14 protein-coding genes and 2 tRNA genes are annotated in these 20,239 nt (G+C 46.5%); 11 read left to right on the top strand and 5 right to left on the bottom strand.

Annotated features, from left to right (window positions below; all coding sequences use genetic code 11):
* Window positions 1-68: 68 nt before the first annotated feature.
* The 4 genes from infB to NQ544_RS12440 form a co-directional block, all read right to left on the bottom strand.
* Entirely contained in the window at window positions 69-2,912 is a 2,844-nt protein-coding gene (gene infB, locus NQ544_RS12455; protein ID WP_006849188.1) for a translation initiation factor IF-2, read from the bottom strand.
* 61 nt (window positions 2,913-2,973) lie between these two features.
* On the bottom strand, window positions 2,974-4,236 hold the full coding sequence (gene nusA, locus NQ544_RS12450; RefSeq protein ID WP_006849189.1) for a transcription termination factor NusA: 1,263 nt from the start codon (window positions 4,234-4,236) through the stop codon (window positions 2,974-2,976).
* A gap of 3 nt (window positions 4,237-4,239) precedes the next feature.
* Entirely contained in the window at window positions 4,240-4,707 is a 468-nt protein-coding gene (gene rimP / locus NQ544_RS12445) for a ribosome assembly cofactor RimP (protein WP_006849190.1), read from the bottom strand.
* Window positions 4,708-4,860: 153 nt separating this feature from the next.
* Entirely contained in the window at window positions 4,861-6,525 is a 1,665-nt protein-coding gene (locus tag NQ544_RS12440) for a S41 family peptidase (RefSeq protein ID WP_006849191.1), read from the bottom strand.
* 275 nt (window positions 6,526-6,800) lie between these two features.
* Here NQ544_RS12440 and NQ544_RS12435 point away from each other — a divergent pair.
* Both NQ544_RS12435 and NQ544_RS12430 read left to right on the top strand, forming a co-directional pair.
* Window positions 6,801-6,874, top strand: a tRNA-Asn gene (locus NQ544_RS12435).
* Window positions 6,875-6,924: 50 nt separating this feature from the next.
* Window positions 6,925-6,998 (top strand) — tRNA-Asn (locus NQ544_RS12430).
* Between the two features lie 182 nt (window positions 6,999-7,180).
* On the opposite strand, the gene pnp is transcribed toward NQ544_RS12430, so the two are convergent.
* Entirely contained in the window at window positions 7,181-9,499 is a 2,319-nt protein-coding gene (gene pnp / locus NQ544_RS12425; protein ID WP_006849193.1) for a polyribonucleotide nucleotidyltransferase, read from the bottom strand.
* Window positions 9,500-9,695: 196 nt separating this feature from the next.
* Between pnp and NQ544_RS12420 the strand changes: the two genes are divergently transcribed.
* The 9 genes from NQ544_RS12420 to NQ544_RS12380 all read left to right on the top strand — a co-directional run bounded on the left by NQ544_RS12420 (window position 9,696) and on the right by NQ544_RS12380 (window position 20,111).
* Window positions 9,696-10,874, top strand: coding sequence for a TlpA disulfide reductase family protein (locus NQ544_RS12420; RefSeq protein WP_006849194.1), 1,179 nt, complete (start codon window positions 9,696-9,698; stop codon window positions 10,872-10,874).
* A 181-nt stretch (window positions 10,875-11,055) separates the two neighbouring features.
* The gene (locus NQ544_RS12415; protein ID WP_006849195.1) at window positions 11,056-12,510 is read left to right on the top strand and encodes a sialate O-acetylesterase; all 1,455 of its coding nucleotides are present in this window, start codon (window positions 11,056-11,058) and stop codon (window positions 12,508-12,510) included.
* A gap of 118 nt (window positions 12,511-12,628) precedes the next feature.
* Entirely contained in the window at window positions 12,629-13,156 is a 528-nt protein-coding gene (locus NQ544_RS12410) for an NUDIX hydrolase (RefSeq protein WP_006849196.1), read from the top strand.
* A 125-nt stretch (window positions 13,157-13,281) separates the two neighbouring features.
* Window positions 13,282-15,612 carry a type I DNA topoisomerase gene (gene topA, locus NQ544_RS12405; RefSeq protein WP_006849198.1) on the top strand — a complete coding sequence of 777 codons (2,331 nt, stop codon included), beginning with the start codon at window positions 13,282-13,284 and terminating at the stop codon, window positions 15,610-15,612.
* A 31-nt stretch (window positions 15,613-15,643) separates the two neighbouring features.
* A complete protein-coding gene (locus NQ544_RS12400) occupies window positions 15,644-16,171 on the top strand; it encodes a shikimate kinase (protein WP_006849199.1) in 528 nt (175 codons plus the stop codon).
* 69 nt (window positions 16,172-16,240) lie between these two features.
* Window positions 16,241-18,133 (top strand): biosynthetic arginine decarboxylase, encoded by a 1,893-nt coding sequence (speA, locus tag NQ544_RS12395; RefSeq protein ID WP_006849200.1) that lies wholly within the window; start codon window positions 16,241-16,243, stop codon window positions 18,131-18,133.
* 81 nt (window positions 18,134-18,214) lie between these two features.
* Window positions 18,215-18,985: an acetylglutamate kinase gene (gene argB / locus NQ544_RS12390; protein ID WP_006849201.1), complete on the top strand. Its 771-nt coding sequence runs from the start codon at window positions 18,215-18,217 to the stop codon at window positions 18,983-18,985.
* Between the two features lie 120 nt (window positions 18,986-19,105).
* The gene (locus tag NQ544_RS12385; RefSeq protein ID WP_006849202.1) at window positions 19,106-19,621 is read left to right on the top strand and encodes a GFO_1088 family ECF-type sigma factor; all 516 of its coding nucleotides are present in this window, start codon (window positions 19,106-19,108) and stop codon (window positions 19,619-19,621) included.
* Entirely contained in the window at window positions 19,611-20,111 is a 501-nt protein-coding gene (locus NQ544_RS12380) for a PG0215 family putative anti-sigma factor (protein ID WP_006849203.1), read from the top strand. The genes NQ544_RS12385 and NQ544_RS12380 overlap by 11 nt, the downstream gene beginning before the upstream one ends.
* Window positions 20,112-20,239 lie beyond the last annotated feature (128 nt).

The following is a 20,239-nucleotide window of genomic DNA, read 5'->3' as shown; positions in this document are numbered from 1 at the left end:
TTATTATATATATGATAGAGCGAAAAACAAATGAATTCTTCACTTTTCGTTCTTCACTCTTCACTTTATTAAAGCTTCTGCTCTACCTCGATCTCAGTGAAGGTCTCGATAACGTCGCCCTCCTGGATATCGTTGTAGTTGACGAGGCTCAAACCGCATTCCATACCGGTAACCACCTCCTTGACATCGTCCTTGTAACGCTTCAAGGCACCGATTTCAGCAGTACGGATCACGATACCGTCACGGATGACGCGAGCCTTATCCTTAGCGTGCACCTTACCCTCGGTAACGAGACCACCGGCAATAGTACCCACCTTAGAAATCTTGAAGGTCTGCTTAACCTCAACCTGACCGGTAACGATTTCCTTCTTCACCTTGTCGAGCATACCAACCATCGCACTCTTGATATCGTCGATAGCATCGTAGATGATAGAGTATGTGTTGATTTCAACACCCTCACGGTCGGCAGCCTTACGAGCATCGGCAGATGGACGAACCTGGAAACCAACGATGACTGCATCTGAAGCAGATGCCAGCATCACGTCGTTCTCTGAAATCTGACCCACAGCCTTGTTCACCACGTTCACCTGAACCTTCTCGGTAGAAAGCTTGATGAATGAGTCGCTCAAAGCCTCAACAGAACCATCGGTATCACCCTTCACGATAACGTTCAACTCATGGAACTCACCACGTGCGATACGGTGAGAGATATCACCCAGGGTCAAGCGCTTCTGAGTACGCAAGCCCTGCTCACGCTGCAACTGCTCACGCTTGTTGGCGATTTCGCGAGCCTCCTGCTCAGTCTCGATTACGTGGAACTGGTCACCTGCAGTAGGCGCACCATTCAAACCGAGGATGATAGCTGGCTCAGCAGGAGCTGCTGACTTGATGTTGGCATTACGCTCATTGAACATCGCCTTGACACGACCCCAAGAAGTACCAGCGAGTACGATGTCGCCTACCTTCAAGGTACCGTTGGCAACCAATACGGTAGAAACATATCCACGACCCTTGTCGAGAGAAGACTCGATGATGGTACCTGTTGCACGACGGTTAGGGTTAGCCTTCAAGTCGAGCATGTCAGCCTCGAGGAGCACTTTGTCGAGCAAATCGTGAACACCGATACCCTTCTTGGCACTGATTTCCTGGCACTGATACTTACCACCCCACTCCTCAACGAGCAGGTTCATATTAGCCAAGTCCTCACGGATACGGTCTGGGTTAGCACCTGGCTTATCAATCTTGTTGATTGCGAATACCATAGGCACACCGGCAGCCTGGGCATGAGCGATAGCCTCCTTGGTAGTAGGCATCACAGAGTCATCGGCTGCGATAATGATGATGGCGATATCGGTAGCCTGGGCACCACGGGCACGCATGGCGGTAAACGCCTCGTGACCTGGAGTATCCAGGAAGGTAACCTTGCGGCCACTGTTCAGCGTAACACTGTATGCACCGATATGCTGGGTAATACCACCTGCCTCACCGGCAATCACATTGGTATTGCGAATATAGTCGAGCAAAGAGGTCTTACCGTGGTCTACGTGACCCATGACGGTTACGATTGGAGCACGTGGAACCAAGTCGTTCTCATCATCCTCTTCCTCGCTCACGGCCTCCTGAACCTCGGCACTCACGTATTCGGTCTTGAAACCGAACTCCTCAGCTACCATGTTGATGGTCTCTGCATCCAGGCGCTGGTTGATAGAAACCATGATACCTACGCCCATCAGCGTAGAGATAACCTGAGTAACGCTGATATCCATCATCGTAGCCAACTCGCTAACGGTAACGAACTCAGTAAGTTTCAGGATCTTGCTTTCCTTCTGCTCCTGACGAGCCTGATCCTGCAACTTCTCCTGAACAGCCTCACGCTTCTCCTTACGGTACTTAGCACCCTTCTTGTTCTGACTCTTGCTGGTCAAACGTGCAAGAGTCTCCTTAACCTGGCGTGCTACAGCCTCGTCATCAACCTCGATTTGGCGCTGGTTACCGCGGTTGTTGTTATTGCCGCGATTATTATTGTTATTATTTCTGTTGCGGTTTTTGTTCTTCTTGTTATTACCGCCGTTGTTGCCATTACCTCCGCCATTATTCTTAGCTTCGGCATTGATGTCAACACGTTCTTTGTTGATACGAACACGCTTTTTGCGCTCATTGTGCTGTTGAGCCATTTTCTCCTCACGTTCCTTGCGGCGCTCCTCCTTGGTTTTCTTCTTAGGACGAGTACTCTGGTTGAGGGAAGACAAATCTATCTTGCCCAACACCTTAGGCTCATTAGCAGTAAACTTCTTCTCACTCTTGAGAGTAAACACGCTGTTGTCTGCTGCGCCAGCAGAATGCTGTGCAGTTTCATTCTTAGCATGATGATGCTCTTTCTTTCCCTGAGGAGCATTCTGCTTATTCATCTGAGCGTTTGACTGCTGTGATTTCTGATGATTTTCCTGTTTCATTTGCTGTTTATGCTGAGAAGCCTGTTGTGGCTTCTGTTCCTTCTTTTGCTCAGCCTTAGGAGCGTCTTTCTTCTGCTCAGGACTGACGGCAGCAGTCTCAGGCTTTTCCGCAACAGACTCTGCAGCAGGCTTCTTACCGATATTGTCCAAGTCAATCTTTCCCAGCGGCTTATACTGCTGCTGTCCATTAGACTCCAACAAGCTTTCAGCGCGATTGTCCTTCTGCTCTGGCGCACGCTTCTTATCTTTTGCTTTTTTGGTAAAGAGTTTCTCAGCCTGATCACGAACCTCTCTGTCCTGACTGAAGGCATCATTCAATGCCTTGTATTGCTGGTCGGTGAGTTTGAAGCTCGGTTCTGCCTTGACATCTCCCAGGTCTTTTCTTTTCTCTAGGAATTCAACTGCCGTCTGAAGTCCTATATTTAATTCACGTAGTGCTTTATTTAATCTGATGCTCATAAATTATTTATTCTCCTATTTTTAAAGTTAGATTCCCTGCAAGCACTCGCTGGCAAGGGAATTATTGTTCGAATTCGGCGCGCAACACGCTGAGTACATGATCAACGGTCTCCTCTTCGAGGTCGGCCTTCTCAATCAGCAAGTTGCGAGGTGCATTGAGTACCTGCTTGGCAGTATCAAGACCGATGCCCTTGATTGCATCGATAACCCACTGGTCAATCTCATCAGAGAACTCATCCAAGTAGATATCCTCATCGGCCTCATTCTCGTCTACCTCACGGAATACGTCGATGGTATATTCTGTAAGCATAGAAGCCAGTTTGATGTTCATACCGCCACGGCCGATAGCCAAACTAACTTCCTCAGGCTGCAAGTAAACCTCTGCTTTTTTGTTCTCATCATCAACATTGATTGAAGAAACCTTGGCTGGAGCCAACGCACGCTGAATGAAGAGTTTGGTATTGCTTGAGTAGTTGATGACATCGAGATTCTCGTTGCAAAGTTCGCGAACGATACCGTGAACGCGGCTACCCTTAACACCTACACATGCGCCAACCGGGTCGATACGCTCATCGAATGTTTCAACAGCAATCTTAGCACGCTCTCCCGGAAGACGGGCGATACGGCGGATTGCAATCAGACCGTCTGCAATCTCAGGAACCTCAGCCTCCAACAGGCGCTGCAGGAAGATTGGAGCAGTACGGCTCAAGATAATCTTTGGATTATTGTTCTCGTTGTCTACACGAAGGATGACCGCACGAACAGTCTCACCCTTGCGGTAAGTATCACCAGGAATCTGCTCAGTCTTAGGCAACATGAGCTCGTTGTTCTCATCATCTACAATCAGAACCTCGCGCTTCCAAACCTGATAAACCTCACCAGAGATAACCTGACCTACGCGATCCTTGTATTTGTTGTAGAGTGAATCATGCTCCAACTCAAGAATCTTGGAAGCCAAAGTCTGACGAAGAGTCAAGATGGCACGACGACCAAACTTATTGAAGTCAACCGTCTCACTTACATCCTCACCAACCTCGTAATCCGGCTCAATCTTACGAGCCTCAGAAAGTGTAATTTCCTTATTTTCATCTTCAACTTCGCCATCAGCAACAACTATACGGTTGCGATAAATTTCGAAGTCACCCTTGTCAGGGTTCACGATGACATCAAAGTTTTCGTCACTACCAAAAATCTTGGCAAGTACATTACGGAAGCTCTCCTCCAATACACTTACCAATGTAGTACGGTCGATATTCTTTGTTTCTTTAAACTCGCGGAATGTATCAACCATACTCGCTGTCAATTCTTGCTCTTTTTTAGCCATAACTTAATTGAAACTAATTATGTATTTTGTATATTTTACTTTATCCATCTGGTAAACGTGATCAACCTCCTGCTTAACCGGACGTTTTTTACCTTCAACCTTTACCTTTTCTTCAACGCCAACTGTGAAGTCATTTCCTTCAACAGCTTTCAAGATACCCTTCACCTTCTTGCCGTCGGCATCAAGCACCTCTACCTCCTTGCCAATGAAATTGATATACTGCTGCGGAACTTTGAACGGTTGACCCAAGCCTGCAGAGCCAACTTCGAGCTCATAGTCTTCCTCGTCACGGTTCAAATGATCCTCAATATACTTACTCAAGGCAACACAATCCTCAATCCATACTCCATCGGCATGGTCAATCTCAACAACGATTCTATCGTCGGGACTGATTTCAATGCTTACCAAGAAATATTCCTTATCTTGGAGCCATTCTTCAACTAATTTTTTTACGACGTTTTTATCAATCATATATACCTTATTAAAATAAAATGAGGAACTCTTGTGAGCCCCTCATTCCACTGAACGTTGCAAAATTACAAATATTTTTGTGATTAGCCAAAAAAAATGCAACTTTTTATTCGCAACGTGCACATTTTTAATCGATTGTGCACGTTTTTGTACTTATTTCTTCACAGGATGCAGTATTTTTTCGTATTCTGATGGAGAATTCAGCATTTTTACTGCTTCCTTAATCTGCTTGTCATAACGCATGGAATTCTGGATGGCACCGCGCTGGAAATAATAGGCAGAAACGATGTCATTTTCCAACAGATGCTTGATGTAATCCTTGTTATAATCCAGATCCTTTGCCACATTATGGCTCAGTTTTTTCTTCAAAGCCTCAAACTCAGCCTTGGCATCATCGTAGTAGCCTTCAAACTTAGCGAGTTTTTCCAAGTCCTTGAGATACTTTTCTGTTTCACGGTCGTACTGGAAGTTAGCCTTCAACACGCGTGTCTTGAATTCATCATAGTCGGCATCGGTCAGCGAGAATTCCTTCGCAGGAGCAATAGTAGGATGCTTGGCGATATAATCAACCTCATAATTAAGCATCACCTCATTACTGTCGCGGGCACCAGCCAGATAGAAGGCGATGTTTGGCAAAGAATCAGGCTTTACTTCAACATCCGGCTTCACGCCACCTCCATCTCTCACTTCTCTGCCACCTGCGGTATAGAACACCTTGGTAAGAGAGTCGGGAACATGCTCCACATAACCACCCTTATCGTGCTTATAGTTGAGTGCCTGAACGCATCGACCGCTAGGAATGAAATATTTAGCAGTAGTAAGTTTCACCTGTCCGTTATAAGGTAAATCCATGGTAGTCTGCACCAATCCCTTTCCATACGTGCGCGTACCTAATATTACAGCACGGTCATAATCCTGCAGACTGCCACTCATGATTTCACTGGCACTGGCAGAATTCTCGTTCACCAATACCACCATCGGCATAACGGAATCTATCGGTTCAACCGTGGTCTTATAAACATGATTAGAACGCTGCAACTTTCCCTTCATCTCCAAGACTGTCTTACCTTTAGGCAAGAACATATTGATGATGCTGACCGCTTCGGTAACAGAACCACCACCATTATTACGCAGATCGAAGACAAAACTCTTGGCTCCTTGCTTTCTCAAATCGATGAAAGCACGACGCACTTCCTTGGCTGACTGCTCGGTAAAGGAATTGAAGTTGATGTAACCGATGTTACCCTCCAACATGCCATAATAAGGCAAGAACGGCAACTGGATGGTACGGCGTGTTACCTTCACCTTCATCGTCTTGCCTGTACTTGGACGTTTAACTTTCAGCATGAAAGAAGAACCTGGGTCACCACGAAGATGATCGCTGACATAGCTCACCTCCTTATTGGTCATATCCTCATCATCAATACTCAGGATGATGTCACCCTTCTTCAGTCCCACTTCTGCAGCAGGCATATTCTCGTAAGGCTCGCTGATACAGACGCGCTGCAACTGGAAATTGTAGCGTATCACCGCACCTACACCCGCATACTTGCCGGTGAGCAGGTTCTTGAGTTCCTTCATCTTCTGCTCAGGATAATAGGTAGTATAAGGGTCGAGACTACGCAACATGGCATTGATTCCATTTCCGACCACAACTTCAGCATCGAGCGTATCAACATACATTAAATCGAGATTTTTGTAGATGGCATTGAATATTTCCATATTCTTTGCGGCTTTGAAGTCATGATCTTTGTCAACCTGGGCAAAAGTAGGAACTGCCAGGAGCACCATAAGCAAGGAGAACAGTATTCTTTTCATTGTTACCTTATTTAATTGTATATGATTCAACTTATTGGTTATTTTCTCCCCCTCTTCACGGCATTCGCCCTCGGGAGAAGATTTCGACCACAAAAGTACTCATTTCTTTGCGAAAAACACCATAAAATAGGCAAAAAGTGGCACAAAGATAAGAAAAAATACACTTTTTTAGAGAAAAAGCGAAAAAAGTCAGCAAAAAATTTGGCAGAATGAAGAAAAGTTAGTACTTTTGCACACGCAAATAAGGAACGTCATGTTCTTTACAGAAAAAAAACGCTTCAATAGCTCAGTTGGTTAGAGCACCTGACTGTTAATCAGGGGGTCGTTGGTTCAAGCCCATCTTGAAGCGCAAGAGAGTTTCAGGTTAGCCTCGTAACTCATCTTCTTTCATAGCAAATTGCTTCAATAGCTCAGTTGGTTAGAGCACCTGACTGTTAATCAGGGGGTCGTTGGTTCAAGCCCATCTTGAAGCGCAGAAAAGAGTCACAAGTAAAACTTGTGACTCTTTTTGTTTATCCACATTTTATCCCACTTTGCATTCTCCATTCCCATTTACAAATACTATATCCGGCAATAACCAGAGAAAGCAATATCAAAAAGGCACATTCCTATGCGGAATGTGCCTTTATATATAATAATGTGTCTAATACGCAGATTATTCTACATCATTGTTGTGATCCAAAGAGTCGTTGAACTCCTTAGGAGCCTGCTCATCATTACGATGCTCGTAACGACGTGGCTGACGAGCTGGACGCTCACCACGACCTTCATGACGATCATCACGACGACCGCGACGCTCACCGCGCTCAGGACGTGGACGACGCTCACGCTCTACATAACCCTCTGGCTTCTCCATCAACACACGATGAGAAAGTTTGTACTTGCCAGTCTTAGGATCAATCTCCATCAACTTCACCTTGATCTTGTCGCCTTCCTTGATGCCAGCCTCTTCAACTGTCTCAAGACGCTTCCAATCAATCTCAGAGATGTGGAGCAAACCATCCTTACCAGGGAGAATCTCTACGAAGCAACCGTAAGGCATGATAGAGCGAACAGTACCCTCGTAAACCTCACCAACCTCAGGAACAGCTACGATAGCCTTAATCTTAGCCAAAGCTGCATCGATAGAATCCTTGTTAGGAGCAGATACCTGGACGTGACCCTGACCATCAGTCTCCTCGATAGTGATTGTCGCACCAGTATCCTCCTGCATCTGCTGGATAATCTTGCCACCAGGGCCGATAACAGCACCGATGAACTCCTTAGGGATATCGAATGCTACGATACGTGGAACCTGTGGCTTCATCTCAGCACGTGGCTCAGAGATTGTCTCCATCATGCAGTTGAGGATGTGCTCACGACCAGCCTTAGCCTGCATCAAAGCCTCCTCAAGAATCTCGAAGCTCAAACCATCGCACTTGATATCCATCTGTGTAGCGGTCAAACCATCGCGGGTACCTGTGGTCTTGAAGTCCATATCACCCAAGTGGTCCTCATCACCGAGGATATCACTAAGGATAGCGTACTTGTCCTCACCTGGGTTCTTGATAAGACCCATAGCGATACCAGAAACTGGCTTCTTCATAGGAACACCTGCATCCATCAGGGCGAGAGTACCGGCACAAACAGTAGCCATAGAAGAAGAACCGTTAGACTCCAAGATCTGGCTTACCAAACGTACTGTGTAAGGGAAGTCAGTAGGAATCTGGCCCTTCAAACCACGCCATGCCAAGTGACCGTGACCAATCTCACGACGGCCTACACCGCGCTGAGCCTTAGCCTCACCTGTTGAGAATGGAGGGAAGTTATAGTGAAGGAGGAAGCGCTGGTAGCTCTTCTCAAGCACACCGTCGATAAGCTTCTCGTCCATCTTGGTACCGAGCGTACATGTAGAGAGAGACATAGTCTCACCACGCTGGAAGATAGCGCTTCCGTGAGGCATTGGGAGTGGAGATACCTCGCACCAGATAGGACGGATATCTGTAGTAGCACGACCATCAAGGCGCAAGCCCTCATCGAGGATGCAACGGCGCATAGCATCGCGCATTACGTCATCATAGTAACGGGTAGCCTCAGCGTGTTTCTCCTCCAAGTCTTCCTCAGAAAGATCGGTATGAGCAGCGTCATACTTCTCGAGGAAATCAGCCAAAACCTTGTCGAAAGCATCCTGACGTGCATGCTTCTCCAAAGCCTGGTGGTTGATATCATAAGCTGGCTTGTAAAGCTCAGACTTAATCTGCTCACGGAGTTCCTCATCGTTGATCTCATGGTCGTACTCACGCTTCACGTCAGTACCCTTCTCCTTAGCCAACTCATACTGAAGTTCGCACATAGGCTTGATAGCCTCAGCAGCCACCTTGAGGGCACCAATAAGATCCTGCTCAGAAACTTCCTTCATTTCACCTTCTACCATCATGATATTGTCCTTGGTAGCACCAACCATGATATCCATGTCTGCCTCTTCCATCTGCTGGAATGTAGGGTTTACAACATACTCACCATTGATACGAGCTACACGAACCTCAGAGATATAGTACTCGAAAGGAATATCTGAACAAGCCATGGCAGCTGAAGCAGCGAAACCTGCGAGGGCATCTGGCTGGTCAACACCATCGGCTGAGAGCAACATTACCTGTACGTAAACTTCTGCATGGTAGTTAGAAGGGAAAAGTGGACGCAAAGCACGGTCCACAAGACGAGAGGTAAGGATTTCCTCATCGCTGGCTTTGCCTTCGCGCTTGGTGAAACCACCAGGGAAACGACCTGCAGCACTGTACTGCTCACGATAATCTACTTGCAAAGGCATAAAATCTGTACCCGGAACGGCATCCTTTGCTGCACAAACAGTTGCGAGAAGCACTGTGTTACCCATGCGGAGAACCGCAGCACCATCAGCCTGTTTTGCAACTTTTCCGGTCTCAATTGTGATGGTTCTTCCATCAGGCAACTGAACACTTTTTGTAATTACGTTCATCTAAATTTAAAAACTTATTGTTTTGTCTAACATCTAAAATATCTAAAACGCTGCAAAGATACCTCTTTAATTATTAATAAACAAATAAATCAGCAATTATTTTCCACTTTTTTAAATAATTTATCTATAGAAGGTGCATTATTCGCAATTTTATTACTATCTTTGCACTCGATAATTTTGCAAAATAATAAAATTCATGAAGATAACTAGACTCTTTTCAGTGGCAGCGATTATGGTAGCTGCACTGGCTTTGACTTCTTGTAACAACAAGAAATTCCACATCAACGGCAATATCACAGAGGCTCAGGACTCTATGCTCTATCTGGAGAACATCAGCCTGAACGGTCCTGTGAAAATCGACTCTGTGAAACTGGACGAGGATGGCGCCTTTGCCTTCGACGAGGCTGCCATGGACTCTGTTACCCCAGAGTTCTACCGCTTACGCATCGCCAACCAAACCATCAATCTTTCCATCGATTCTACAGAAACTGTCAAGGTAAAGGCGGCTTATCCGCAGATGAGTTTCAAATACGAAGTGGAAGGTTCTGAAAACTGCAACAAGATCAAGGAGTTGTCTCTTAAGCAGATGACTCTCCAGAGCAATATCAACGGGCTCGTGAAAGATCCTAACATCGGCAACGATTCTATCGAATCCATCGTAGGCCGCATGCTCCAGGCTTACAAACAGGACATCAAAACCAACTACATCTTCAAGGAGCCAATGAAGGCATACGCTTACTATGCGCTCTTCCAAACGGTACAGTTGGGCAATGTGAATACACTTATCTTCAACCCTCGCAACAACAAAGACGACGTGAAGGTATTTGCTGCCGTAGCAACCAGTTGGGATACCTACTATCCTGGCGCTGAGCGTGGCAAGAACCTCCACAATATCGCCATCGAGGGAATGAAGGACATCCGCATCATCGAGAACCAGATGGCACAGCAGCAGATTGAAGCCAGCAAGGTGAGCGTAAACGGATGCATCGAACTTGCACTTCAGGACAACAAGGGACAGGTACGCCGTCTCTCCGACCTCAAGGGCAAGGTGGTACTGCTCGACTTCCATCTCTTCGCCAGCAAAGAGAGCACCAAGCGCATCATGATGTTGCGTGAACTCTACAACAAGTATCATGCTGCCGGACTGGAGATTTATCAAGTATCAGTAGACCCTGATGAGCACTTCTGGAAAACCTCTACCGCTGCTATCCCTTGGATTTGCGTACGCGATGAAGATGGCATTCAGGGCAAGAGTCTGACTCTCTACAATGTCCAGAGCATTCCTACCTTCTTCCTGATCGACCGCACCAACACCCTGCAGGCACGTGATGCACAGATTAAGGACATAGAGGCAGCCATCAAGAACCTTCTTTAATATAACCAGGAGTTAGAAGTTTGGAGAGAACAGTTTCGGCTTTTCATCTTTCAGCTTCTAACTCTTATTCTTTAACGTCAGTTCTGTATCTGCTTTCATGATAACATAGATGGCAATATCAGAATACGAACCATACAAGGAACTTAAGAACAAAAAACGATAAACTTTTAAACCCTAAAAAATGAATAAGAAATTTTTAGCAATGGCAGCCTTGGCACTTATCACAACAGGAGCGCAGGCTAAAGTAAAGTTGCCACACATCTTGGGTGACAACATGATTTTACAGCAAAACACAGAGGCTAGCCTCTGGGGATGGGACAAACCAGGAACCACAGTAGAGGTAACCACCTCATGGTCTGGGAAGAAATATTCTGCCAAGACCGGAAAGGATGGTAAATGGGCTATCAAAGTACAAACTCCGAAGGCGAGCTACACCCCACTCTCCATCACTTTCGATGATGGCGAAAAGACCACTCTCAACAATGTGCTGTCAGGAGAAGTATGGGTTTGTGCAGGTCAGAGCAACATGGAGATGCCTGTAAAAGGATTCGGCAACTGCCCTGTAGAAGGTTACAACAAGGCGGTGCTCGAAGCAAACCAGTACAAAGGCGTACATTACGTAAAGATTCCTAGCGTAATGAGCAGCAAGCCGTTAGATGATGCCAACTGCGAATGGAAGGAGGTTAACCCGGAAACCGTAGGCGATGCATCTGCTACAGGATACTTCTTTGCACAGGTAATAAACAAGACTCTTGATATTCCGGTAGGTCTGATCATGGCAAACAAGGGTGGAAGTCGTGTAGAAAGCTGGCTCGACCGCGACTACCTGAAGAAGAACACCAAGGAAGATCTCGACTCTGTAAAGATGACCAAGAACCCTAAGTTTAAGTGGGATTTCCTCTACCCTCTTCTCTGGGGTAACGGAACTTTCCACCCTATCCTCAACTATAGCGTAAGAGGTATCCTCTTCTATCAGGGATGTTCTAACGTGGGCGACCCGGACGGCCAGTATACCAAACGTCTTGCCGACCTCGTTGCCCAGTGGCGCAGAGACTTCAAGCAGGGCGAACTGCCATTCTATTTCGTACAGATTGCACCTTATCATAATGGCGACGTAAATGGCGATTGGGGACCTAAGCTCCGTGAACAGCAGTTCAATGCAGCCAAGGTGATTCCAAACAGCGGCATCGTCTGTACCGAAGACCTGGTTTACCCATACGAGGTTGAGCAGATTCATCCATGTCAGAAACAGCCTGTAGGCGAACGTCTTGCACTCCAGGCACTCAGCAAGACCTATGGCATGAAGGGACTCTTCAGCGAGTGCATGACCTTCAAGGAGATGAAGATTGTAGGTGATACTGTAAAGGTGCATTTCGACAACACCTACGGAGCCTACAACCGCTTTGAAGGTATCGAAGGTTTCGAAGTTGCAGGCGAAGATAAGGTATTCCATAAGGCTACAGCCAAGCACTTCTGGCAGGCAGGCAACGATCCTTGGAATGAGTGCGTCATCGTAACCAGTCCTGAGGTAAAGAAACCAGTAGCCCTTCGCTACTGTTTCCGCAACTTCCAGCTCGGCAATATGGCAAATGCAGGCAACCTGCCTCTCTTCCCATTCCGTACAGATAATTGGTAAATATCAGATAACTAGCGGCCGATCTTTGTTCAGCAGTCAAAGACCGGCCGCTTTTCAATTATAACATGATGATAAATTCTTTTCCATTAAACATCAATCATTATACATTAATCATAATATGAGTCACGTATTAGATAAGTTTCAGTTTTGCCCGGTTTGCGGCTCTAATCATTTCGAAATCAACAACATCAAGAGCAAGAAGTGTAAGGACTGCGGATTCTCTTATTACCTCAATCCAAGCAGTGCTACGGTAGCTCTCATACTCAACAGTAAGGAAGAGCTCCTGGCAGTAAGGCGCAAGAAAGACCCAGCCAAGGGGGCACTCGATTTGCCAGGCGGTTTTGTTGACATGGATGAAACAGGTGAAGAAGGTATGGCAAGAGAGGTAAAAGAGGAAACCGGACTGGATGCAACTGAGGTTAAGTATCAGTTCAGCTACCCAAATCTCTACCTTTACTCAGGTTTCATGGTTCATACCCTCGATATGTTCTATGAAGTGAAGGTGAAAGACGACACTCATATAGAAGCAATGGACGATGCAGAAGAATCATTCTGGATACCATTGAGCAGACTCAATCCTGATGAGTTTGCATTCGATTCCATACGCAAGGGGCTCCATCGTTATTTGGAAACAAAATTGGGGTAAAAAGGGTTCAATACAGCCAAATATGGCTCCCAAACATTAAAAAAACCAAAAAAAACACCATATAATAAGGTATAAGCAAAAAGTTTACTTACTTTTGCCAACCGAAAAAAATTGTGTATAAGCTTATGCAAGAGAATTTAGTAATCGTCGAGAGCCCTGCGAAGGCTAAAAAGATCGAAGAGTTTTTAGGTAAGGACTATAAGGTTATGTCTTCTTACGGTCATATCCGTGACCTGAAGAAGAAGGAACTTAGTATAAACGAGAAAACCATGGAACCTGATTATGAGATTCCAGAGGAAAAGAAAAAACTCGTTACAGAATTGAAAACGAATGCGAAGAAAGCCAAGAAAATCTGGTTAGCATCCGATGAGGACCGCGAGGGAGAAGCCATCAGCTGGCACCTTTGCGAAGTACTGGGATTGGATGAGGAGAAGACAAACCGTATTGTCTTCCACGAGATTACCAAACAGGCTATTCTTGACGCAATCAAGAACCCACGCCATCTGGACATGAACCTGGTGAATGCCCAGCAGGCACGTCGTGTACTCGACCGACTAGTAGGTTTCAAGCTTTCTCCTATCTTGTGGAGAAAGGTTAAGCCAGCCCTTTCTGCAGGTCGTGTACAGAGTGTTGCTGTCCGTCTGATAGTAGAACGTGAGCGTGAAATCCAGAAGTTCCAGAGTGTTCCATACTATCGCGTTACCGCTATTTTCGCCCTGATCAGCGACAGCGGCAATGCAACAGAGGTAAAGACAGAACTGGACCAGCGTTTCAATACCCACGAAGAGGTTGAAGCTTTCCTTGAGAAGTGTAAAGACGCTAAGTTTATGGTTGAATCTGTAACCAAAAAGCCTTTAAAGCGTTCTCCTGCACCACCTTTCACTACTTCTACTCTGCAACAGGAGGCAGCACGCAAGCTTGGTTTCACCGTTGTACAGACCATGATGATAGCCCAGAAACTTTACGAAAGCGGACGCATCACTTACATGCGAACCGATAGCGTAAACCTCTCTACGCTCTGTTCCAACGCCAGCAAAGAAGAGATTATCAGAGAATATGGCAAGGAATACAGCCAGACTCGTGCCTACCACACCAGTTCAAAGGGTGCACAGGAAGCGCACGAGGCTATCCGTCCTACATATATGAATGAACCAACCATCGAAGGAACCGCTCAGGAGAAGCGCCTTTACGAACTCATCTGGAAGCGTACCATCGCATCTCAGATGGCTGACGCACAACTCGAAAAGACAACCATCAACATCAATATCGGCAACACAAGCGAAAAGTTTGTTGCTACCGGCGAGGTTGTTTCATTCGATGGTTTCCTCAAGGTTTATCTTGAGTCAACCGACGATGAAGAGCATGCTGAGGATTCTTCCCACATTCTTCCAGCCCTGAAAGAAGGCGATGAATTGCAGCGCAGAGAAATCCTTGCTACAGAGAAGTATTCTCTGGCTCCTGCAAGATACACAGAGGCCAGTCTGGTGAAGAAACTGGAAGATCTCGGCATCGGCCGTCCATCTACCTATGCTCCAACTATCAGTACCATCCAGCAGCGTCAATACGTGGTAAAGGGTGACAAGACGGGCGAAGAGCGCACATTTACCATAGATTCCCTGAAGGGCATCAAGATAACCCAGAAGTTGAAGAAAGAGATGGCAGGCTCTGAAAAGGGTAAGCTTCTGCCTACTGATATCGGCATCGTAGTAAACGATTTCCTGATGGAGAACTTCCCGAACATCATGAACTACAACTTTACGGCAGACGTAGAGAAGAAGTTTGATGATATTGCAGAAGGAAAGACCGAATGGACCAACTGGATGAAGGATTTCGACAAGGGCTTTGAGCCTGAAGTGAAGGAAGTTCTGGAAGCACGCAACCAGCACAAAGCCGGCGAGCGCAATCTCGGAAATGATCCAAAGACAGGAAAGCCAGTATTCGTCAAGATTGGCCGTTTTGGACCAGTGGTACAGATTGGTTCTGCTGAGGATAAGGACAAGCCTCAGTTTGCCCAGTTGCCATCAGACAAGAGCATAGAAACCATCACCCTGGAAGAAGCTTTGGAACTCTTCAAGCTGCCAAGAGAACTCGGTGATTATGAAGGCATTACTGTAACAGTTAGCTCTGGTCGCTACGGCCCTTACATCCTCCATAACCGCAAGTATGTTTCTATTCCTAAGGAGGATGATCCGCTGACCATCACCCTGGATAGAGCCATCGAACTGATCAAGGAAAAGCGCGAAGCCGAAGAGAAGCGCCATCTCAAAGTTTTCGATGAGGACGATAAGATGGAAATTCTCAATGGCAAGTATGGTCCATACATTGCTTACGACGGCAAGAATTACCGCATTCCAAAGGCAAAACATGAGAGTGCAGAGGAGCTTACATACGAGGAGTGTATGGAAATTATCAAAGCTGCTCCAGAACCAAAGGCTAGAGGCAGAAAGAAATCATAAACATGCCTCATTGACATAGAAACAGAAGAAAATGAAGTCAATCATCATCATAGGATACATGGGCGCCGGCAAGACAACGGTCGGCAAAGCCCTCGCCAAAGACCTTGGCGTTATGTTCTACGATCTCGACTGGTATATCGAGAGCCGAATGCGCAAGACCGTTAAACAGATCTTCGACGAAGTTGGAGAAGAGGGATTTCGCAAGATAGAGCACAATATGCTACACGAAGTGGCAGAGTTTGAAAATGTAGTGGTAAGTTGCGGAGGAGGAACACCATGTTTCTTCGACAATATGGACTACATGAACCAACTTGGCGAAACGTTTTACCTGAAGGCTTCTCCAGAAACCCTTCACGCTCATCTGAAGATGGGCAAAGGCGTACGCCCTCTACTGCTCAACAAAACACCGGAAGAGGTAGACAAGTTTATCCATGAGCAGCTGAAACTTCGCGAGCCTTACTACGAGAAGGCAAAACACATCATCGATATCAACGTGATGGACAATTATGATAAAATCAACGCTATTGTTCAGCAGATCAGAGACCTGCTGAACATATAGCCGTATCTAAAAAGTAATATATAATAAAGGTAACAAACAAAACTGATTTCCAGCAAGCAAGATTAGAAAATGAAGAAATGGACTATTGAAGACTCGAAGGAGCTCTACAACATCTGTGGTTGGGGTACTTCTTACTTTGGCATCAACGACAAGGGTGATGTCTATGTAACTCCATGCAAGGACAACACGCAGATAGACCTGCGCGACATCATGGACGAGTTGGCATTACGCGACATCAACGCTCCCGTACTGCTCCGTTTCCCAGACATCCTCGACAACCGCATCGAGAAGACAGCCAGCTGTTTTCAAAAGGCAAAGGAAGAGTATGGATACAAGGGAGAAAACTTTGTCATCTATCCTATTAAGGTGAACCAGATGCAGCCGGTCGTTGAGGAGATTATCTCTCACGGCAAGAAGTTCAACCTCGGACTGGAGGTTGGCTCTAAGCCTGAACTCCACGCCGTCATCGCCGTACAGGCACAGAGCGACTCGCTCATCATCTGCAACGGCTACAAAGACGAGAGCTACATCGAACTTGCCTTGCTGGCTCAGAAGATGGGCAAGCGCATCTTTATCGTAGTAGAAAAGCTCAATGAGCTGGACATCATCGAAAAGGTAGCCAAAAAGCTCAACGTAAAGCCAAACATCGGTATCCGCATCAAACTGGCTTCTTCAGGTTCAGGTAAATGGGCTGAAAGCGGCGGCGATGCATCTAAGTTCGGCTTGACCAGCGCAGAACTGCTCACAGCCCTCAAGAAGATAGACGAGATGGGATTCCACGACTGTCTGCGCCTTATCCACTTCCATATCGGAAGTCAGATTACCAAGATTCGCCGCATTCAGACAGCTCTCCGTGAGGCAGCCCAGTTCTATATTAGCCTCCACAAGATGGGCTACAATGTAGATTTCGTAGATTGCGGTGGCGGACTCGGTGTAGATTACGACGGCACCCGCTCTTCAAGCAGCGAGAGCTCCGTAAACTACTCTATCCAGGAGTATGTAAACGACTGTGTCTATACATTCGTAGATGCAGCCAGCAAGAACAATATCGAGCACCCTAACCTCATCACCGAGAGCGGCCGTTCGCTCTCTGCCCATCATTCTGTCCTGGTCATCGATGTCTTGGAAACCGCTTCCCTGCCAGAGATGCCTGAGGAGTTTGAGGCGAAGGAGACCGACCACCAGCTGGTGAAGGATCTTTATGAGATATGGGACAACCTGAATCCTCGCAATATGCTGGAAGACTGGCATGATGCCGAGCAGATTCGCGAAGAGGCCTTGCAGCTCTTCTCTCACGGCATCGTAGATCTGAAGACCCGTGCAGAGATTGAGGCAATGTACTGGAGCGTGTGCCACGAGATCAACAATCTTGCTAAGCACATGAAGCATGTACCTGAGGAGCTCAGAGGATTGGATAAGATTCTTGCCGACAAGTATTTCTGCAACTTCTCTCTGTTCCAGAGCCTACCAGACAGTTGGGCTATCGACCAGCTCTTCCCTATCATGCCTATCCAGCGTCTGAACGAGCGTCCTACCCGCAACGCTACCTTGCAGGACATCACCTGCGACAGCGACGGAAAGATTGCCAACTTCGTTACCGACGGACATATCGGCAACGTTCTTCCTCTTCATCCATTGAAGAAGAACGAGCCATATTATCTCGGTGTATTCCTCGTTGGTGCCTACCAGGAGATTCTGGGCGACATGCACAATCTCTTCGGCGACACCAATGCTGCCCACATTTCTGTAAAGGACGGCAAATATTGCATCGACCAGATTTTCGACGGCGAGACTGTAGAGGAGGTATTGGATTACGTACAGTACAATCCGAAGAAGCTCGTCCGCCAGTTGGAGCAGTGGGTAACCAAGAGTGTGAAAGAAGGCAAGATTTCGCTCGATGAGGGCAAGGAATTCCTGGGCACCTATCGCAATGGTCTCTTCGGATACACATATCTTCAGTAAGAATTAACAGTTGATAGTTAATAGTTTACAGCAAGATTGCCCTATAAACTATTAACTATAAACTATAAACTAAACTTAAAGATGGAAAAAGTAACAGTAGTAAAGGTAGGCGGTGCCATCGTTGAAGACAGCGAGCAGCTGGCACAGCTCTTGAAGGATTTCGCAGCCATTCCTGGCAAGAAAGTATTGGTACATGGCGGTGGCCGCCGTGCCACTAAAGTAGCCGCAGCCCTCGGCATCGAGAGCAAGATGGTGAACGGCCGCCGTATCACCGATGCAGACATGCTGGAAGTGGTAACAATGGTTTATGGCGGTCTGGTCAACAAGAACCTGGTTGCCAAGCTCCAGGCTAACGGTGTGAATGCCCTCGGTCTGACCGGTGCTGATATGGACGTAATCCACAGTCACAAGCGTCCGTTGAAGGATGGTATCGACTTCGGATTCGTGGGCGATGTAGAGCGTGCCAACGGCAAGATGCTCCAAACCCTGATTAATGAAGGTATTACTCCAGTGATGGCTCCATTGACCCATGACGGCAAGGGCAATATCCTCAACACCAATGCCGACACCATAGCCAGCGAGACTGCCAAGGCTCTGGCGCCTTACTACGATGTGACATTGATATATAGTTTTGAAAAGAAAGGCGTGCTCAGTAATCCTGAGGATGATGACAGCGTGATTCCAGTGATTACCCATGCCGATTTTGAGAGATATAAAGCAGATGGTACCGTGGCAGGCGGCATGATTCCTAAGTTGGAGAATGCCCTTGCAGCCATCGATGCTGGTGTGAAAGAGGTGATTATCACCCTTGCTACCGCCATCGACGGAAAGCACGGAACGGTGATTAAGTGAAGAACGAAGAGTGAAGAGTGAAGAATTCATCACCTTTTTTCTTAACAAGAGTTAAAAATAGAAATAAATCAAGATTGGTTGTAACTTTCTTATAACATAGTCGTCATTAATTATAGAGGGATGAAAGAAATCAGTTTCCAGAACGATGTTTTGCCGCTGAAGAACAAACTCTTCAGGCTGGCTCTTCGCATTACTCTCAACCGGGAGGAAGCGGAAGACGTTGTGCAGGATACGCTGATTAAAGTCTGGAACGCCCGCGACAGATGGCAGGAGCTTGACTCCATCGAGGCATACAGTCTCACCATCGCTCGCAACCTTTCGCTCGACCGCATCAAGAAGATGGAAAATCAGAATGATTCGCTGGAAGAGCAGAATACAGAAAGGTTAGACGAAAACACTTCTACCCCCTCAGAAAGGATGATTCAGAAAGACAAACTGAACATCGTAAAGAATATTATCGACGAGTTGCCTGAAAAGCAGCGCAGCTGTCTGCAGCTTCGAGACATCGAAGGAAAGTCCTACAAGGAAATAGCAGACATCCTCAGCATCACGGAAGACCAGGTCAAGGTGAACATCTTCAGGGCTCGTCAAACAGTCAAACAAAGATTTCAACAATTCGACAGATATGGATTATAAGTACATCAACCAACTTTTGGATCGCTACTGGAAGGGCGAGACTTCTCTCGAAGAAGAGGAGATTCTCCGTGCATTCTTCAGCCAGGACGAGTTGCCTGCCGAGCTGAAGCCATACCAAGCGCTCTTCTCTTACGAGATGGGCGAGGCTAAGCAAGAGGCGCTGGGTGATGACTTCGACCAGAAGATGATGGCGATGATTGAAGATGAATACACCAAGAAGCCTAACAAGGCAAAGGTGATTTCTTTGACAGAGCGCCTGAAGCCTCTCTTCAAGGCTGCTGCCGTGGTAGCTATCATCCTGACATTGGGCAATGCAGTTCAGGTTCCTTTCCAGAGCAATGACATTGATTCTGTTGAAAACGTAGGATACATCAAGAGTGGCAAGGGCGTGTCCGTAGCCATGGGAGATTCTGCTTCGGTTGATTCTATGCAACGCACAGGCATCGATCAGGTAAGCAATCCAACAACGTCTCCAACGTTATTAAAGTAGATTATTTCTATGCTTTCTCTATAAAAAATCATGTTTAGTAAAACAATTCTGAAGCTGTGAAGTTTCAATTCTCTCAAATTTTTCATAACATACTAACGTAATAGGGCTGCCAGGATGTACTGGCAGCC

Origin of the sequence: Segatella copri DSM 18205 (genome assembly GCF_025151535.1) — a bacterium.
Lineage (GTDB): Bacteria > Bacteroidota > Bacteroidia > Bacteroidales > Bacteroidaceae > Prevotella > Prevotella copri.
This window is presented reverse-complemented; position numbering and strand designations above follow the sequence as displayed.

Excerpts from the sequence above, each read along its gene's own strand:
- NQ544_RS12420 (WP_006849194.1), top strand. The coding sequence starts at position 9,696 with ATGAAGATAACTAGACTCTTTTCAGTGGCAGCGATTATGGTAGCTGCA.
- NQ544_RS12415 (WP_006849195.1), top strand. The coding sequence starts at position 11,056 with ATGAATAAGAAATTTTTAGCAATGGCAGCCTTGGCACTTATCACAACA.
- argB (WP_006849201.1), top strand. The coding sequence starts at position 18,215 with ATGGAAAAAGTAACAGTAGTAAAGGTAGGCGGTGCCATCGTTGAAGAC.
- topA (WP_006849198.1), top strand. The coding sequence starts at position 13,282 with ATGCAAGAGAATTTAGTAATCGTCGAGAGCCCTGCGAAGGCTAAAAAG.
- nusA (WP_006849189.1), bottom strand. The coding sequence starts at position 4,236 with ATGGCTAAAAAAGAGCAAGAATTGACAGCGAGTATGGTTGATACATTC.
- speA (WP_006849200.1), top strand. The coding sequence starts at position 16,241 with ATGAAGAAATGGACTATTGAAGACTCGAAGGAGCTCTACAACATCTGT.
- rimP (WP_006849190.1), bottom strand. The coding sequence starts at position 4,707 with ATGATTGATAAAAACGTCGTAAAAAAATTAGTTGAAGAATGGCTCCAA.
- infB (WP_006849188.1), bottom strand. The coding sequence starts at position 2,912 with ATGAGCATCAGATTAAATAAAGCACTACGTGAATTAAATATAGGACTT.
- NQ544_RS12385 (WP_006849202.1), top strand. The coding sequence starts at position 19,106 with ATGAAAGAAATCAGTTTCCAGAACGATGTTTTGCCGCTGAAGAACAAA.
- pnp (WP_006849193.1), bottom strand. The coding sequence starts at position 9,499 with ATGAACGTAATTACAAAAAGTGTTCAGTTGCCTGATGGAAGAACCATC.
- NQ544_RS12410 (WP_006849196.1), top strand. The coding sequence starts at position 12,629 with ATGAGTCACGTATTAGATAAGTTTCAGTTTTGCCCGGTTTGCGGCTCT.
- NQ544_RS12380 (WP_006849203.1), top strand. The coding sequence starts at position 19,611 with ATGGATTATAAGTACATCAACCAACTTTTGGATCGCTACTGGAAGGGC.
- NQ544_RS12400 (WP_006849199.1), top strand. The coding sequence starts at position 15,644 with ATGAAGTCAATCATCATCATAGGATACATGGGCGCCGGCAAGACAACG.
- NQ544_RS12440 (WP_006849191.1), bottom strand. The coding sequence starts at position 6,525 with ATGAAAAGAATACTGTTCTCCTTGCTTATGGTGCTCCTGGCAGTTCCT.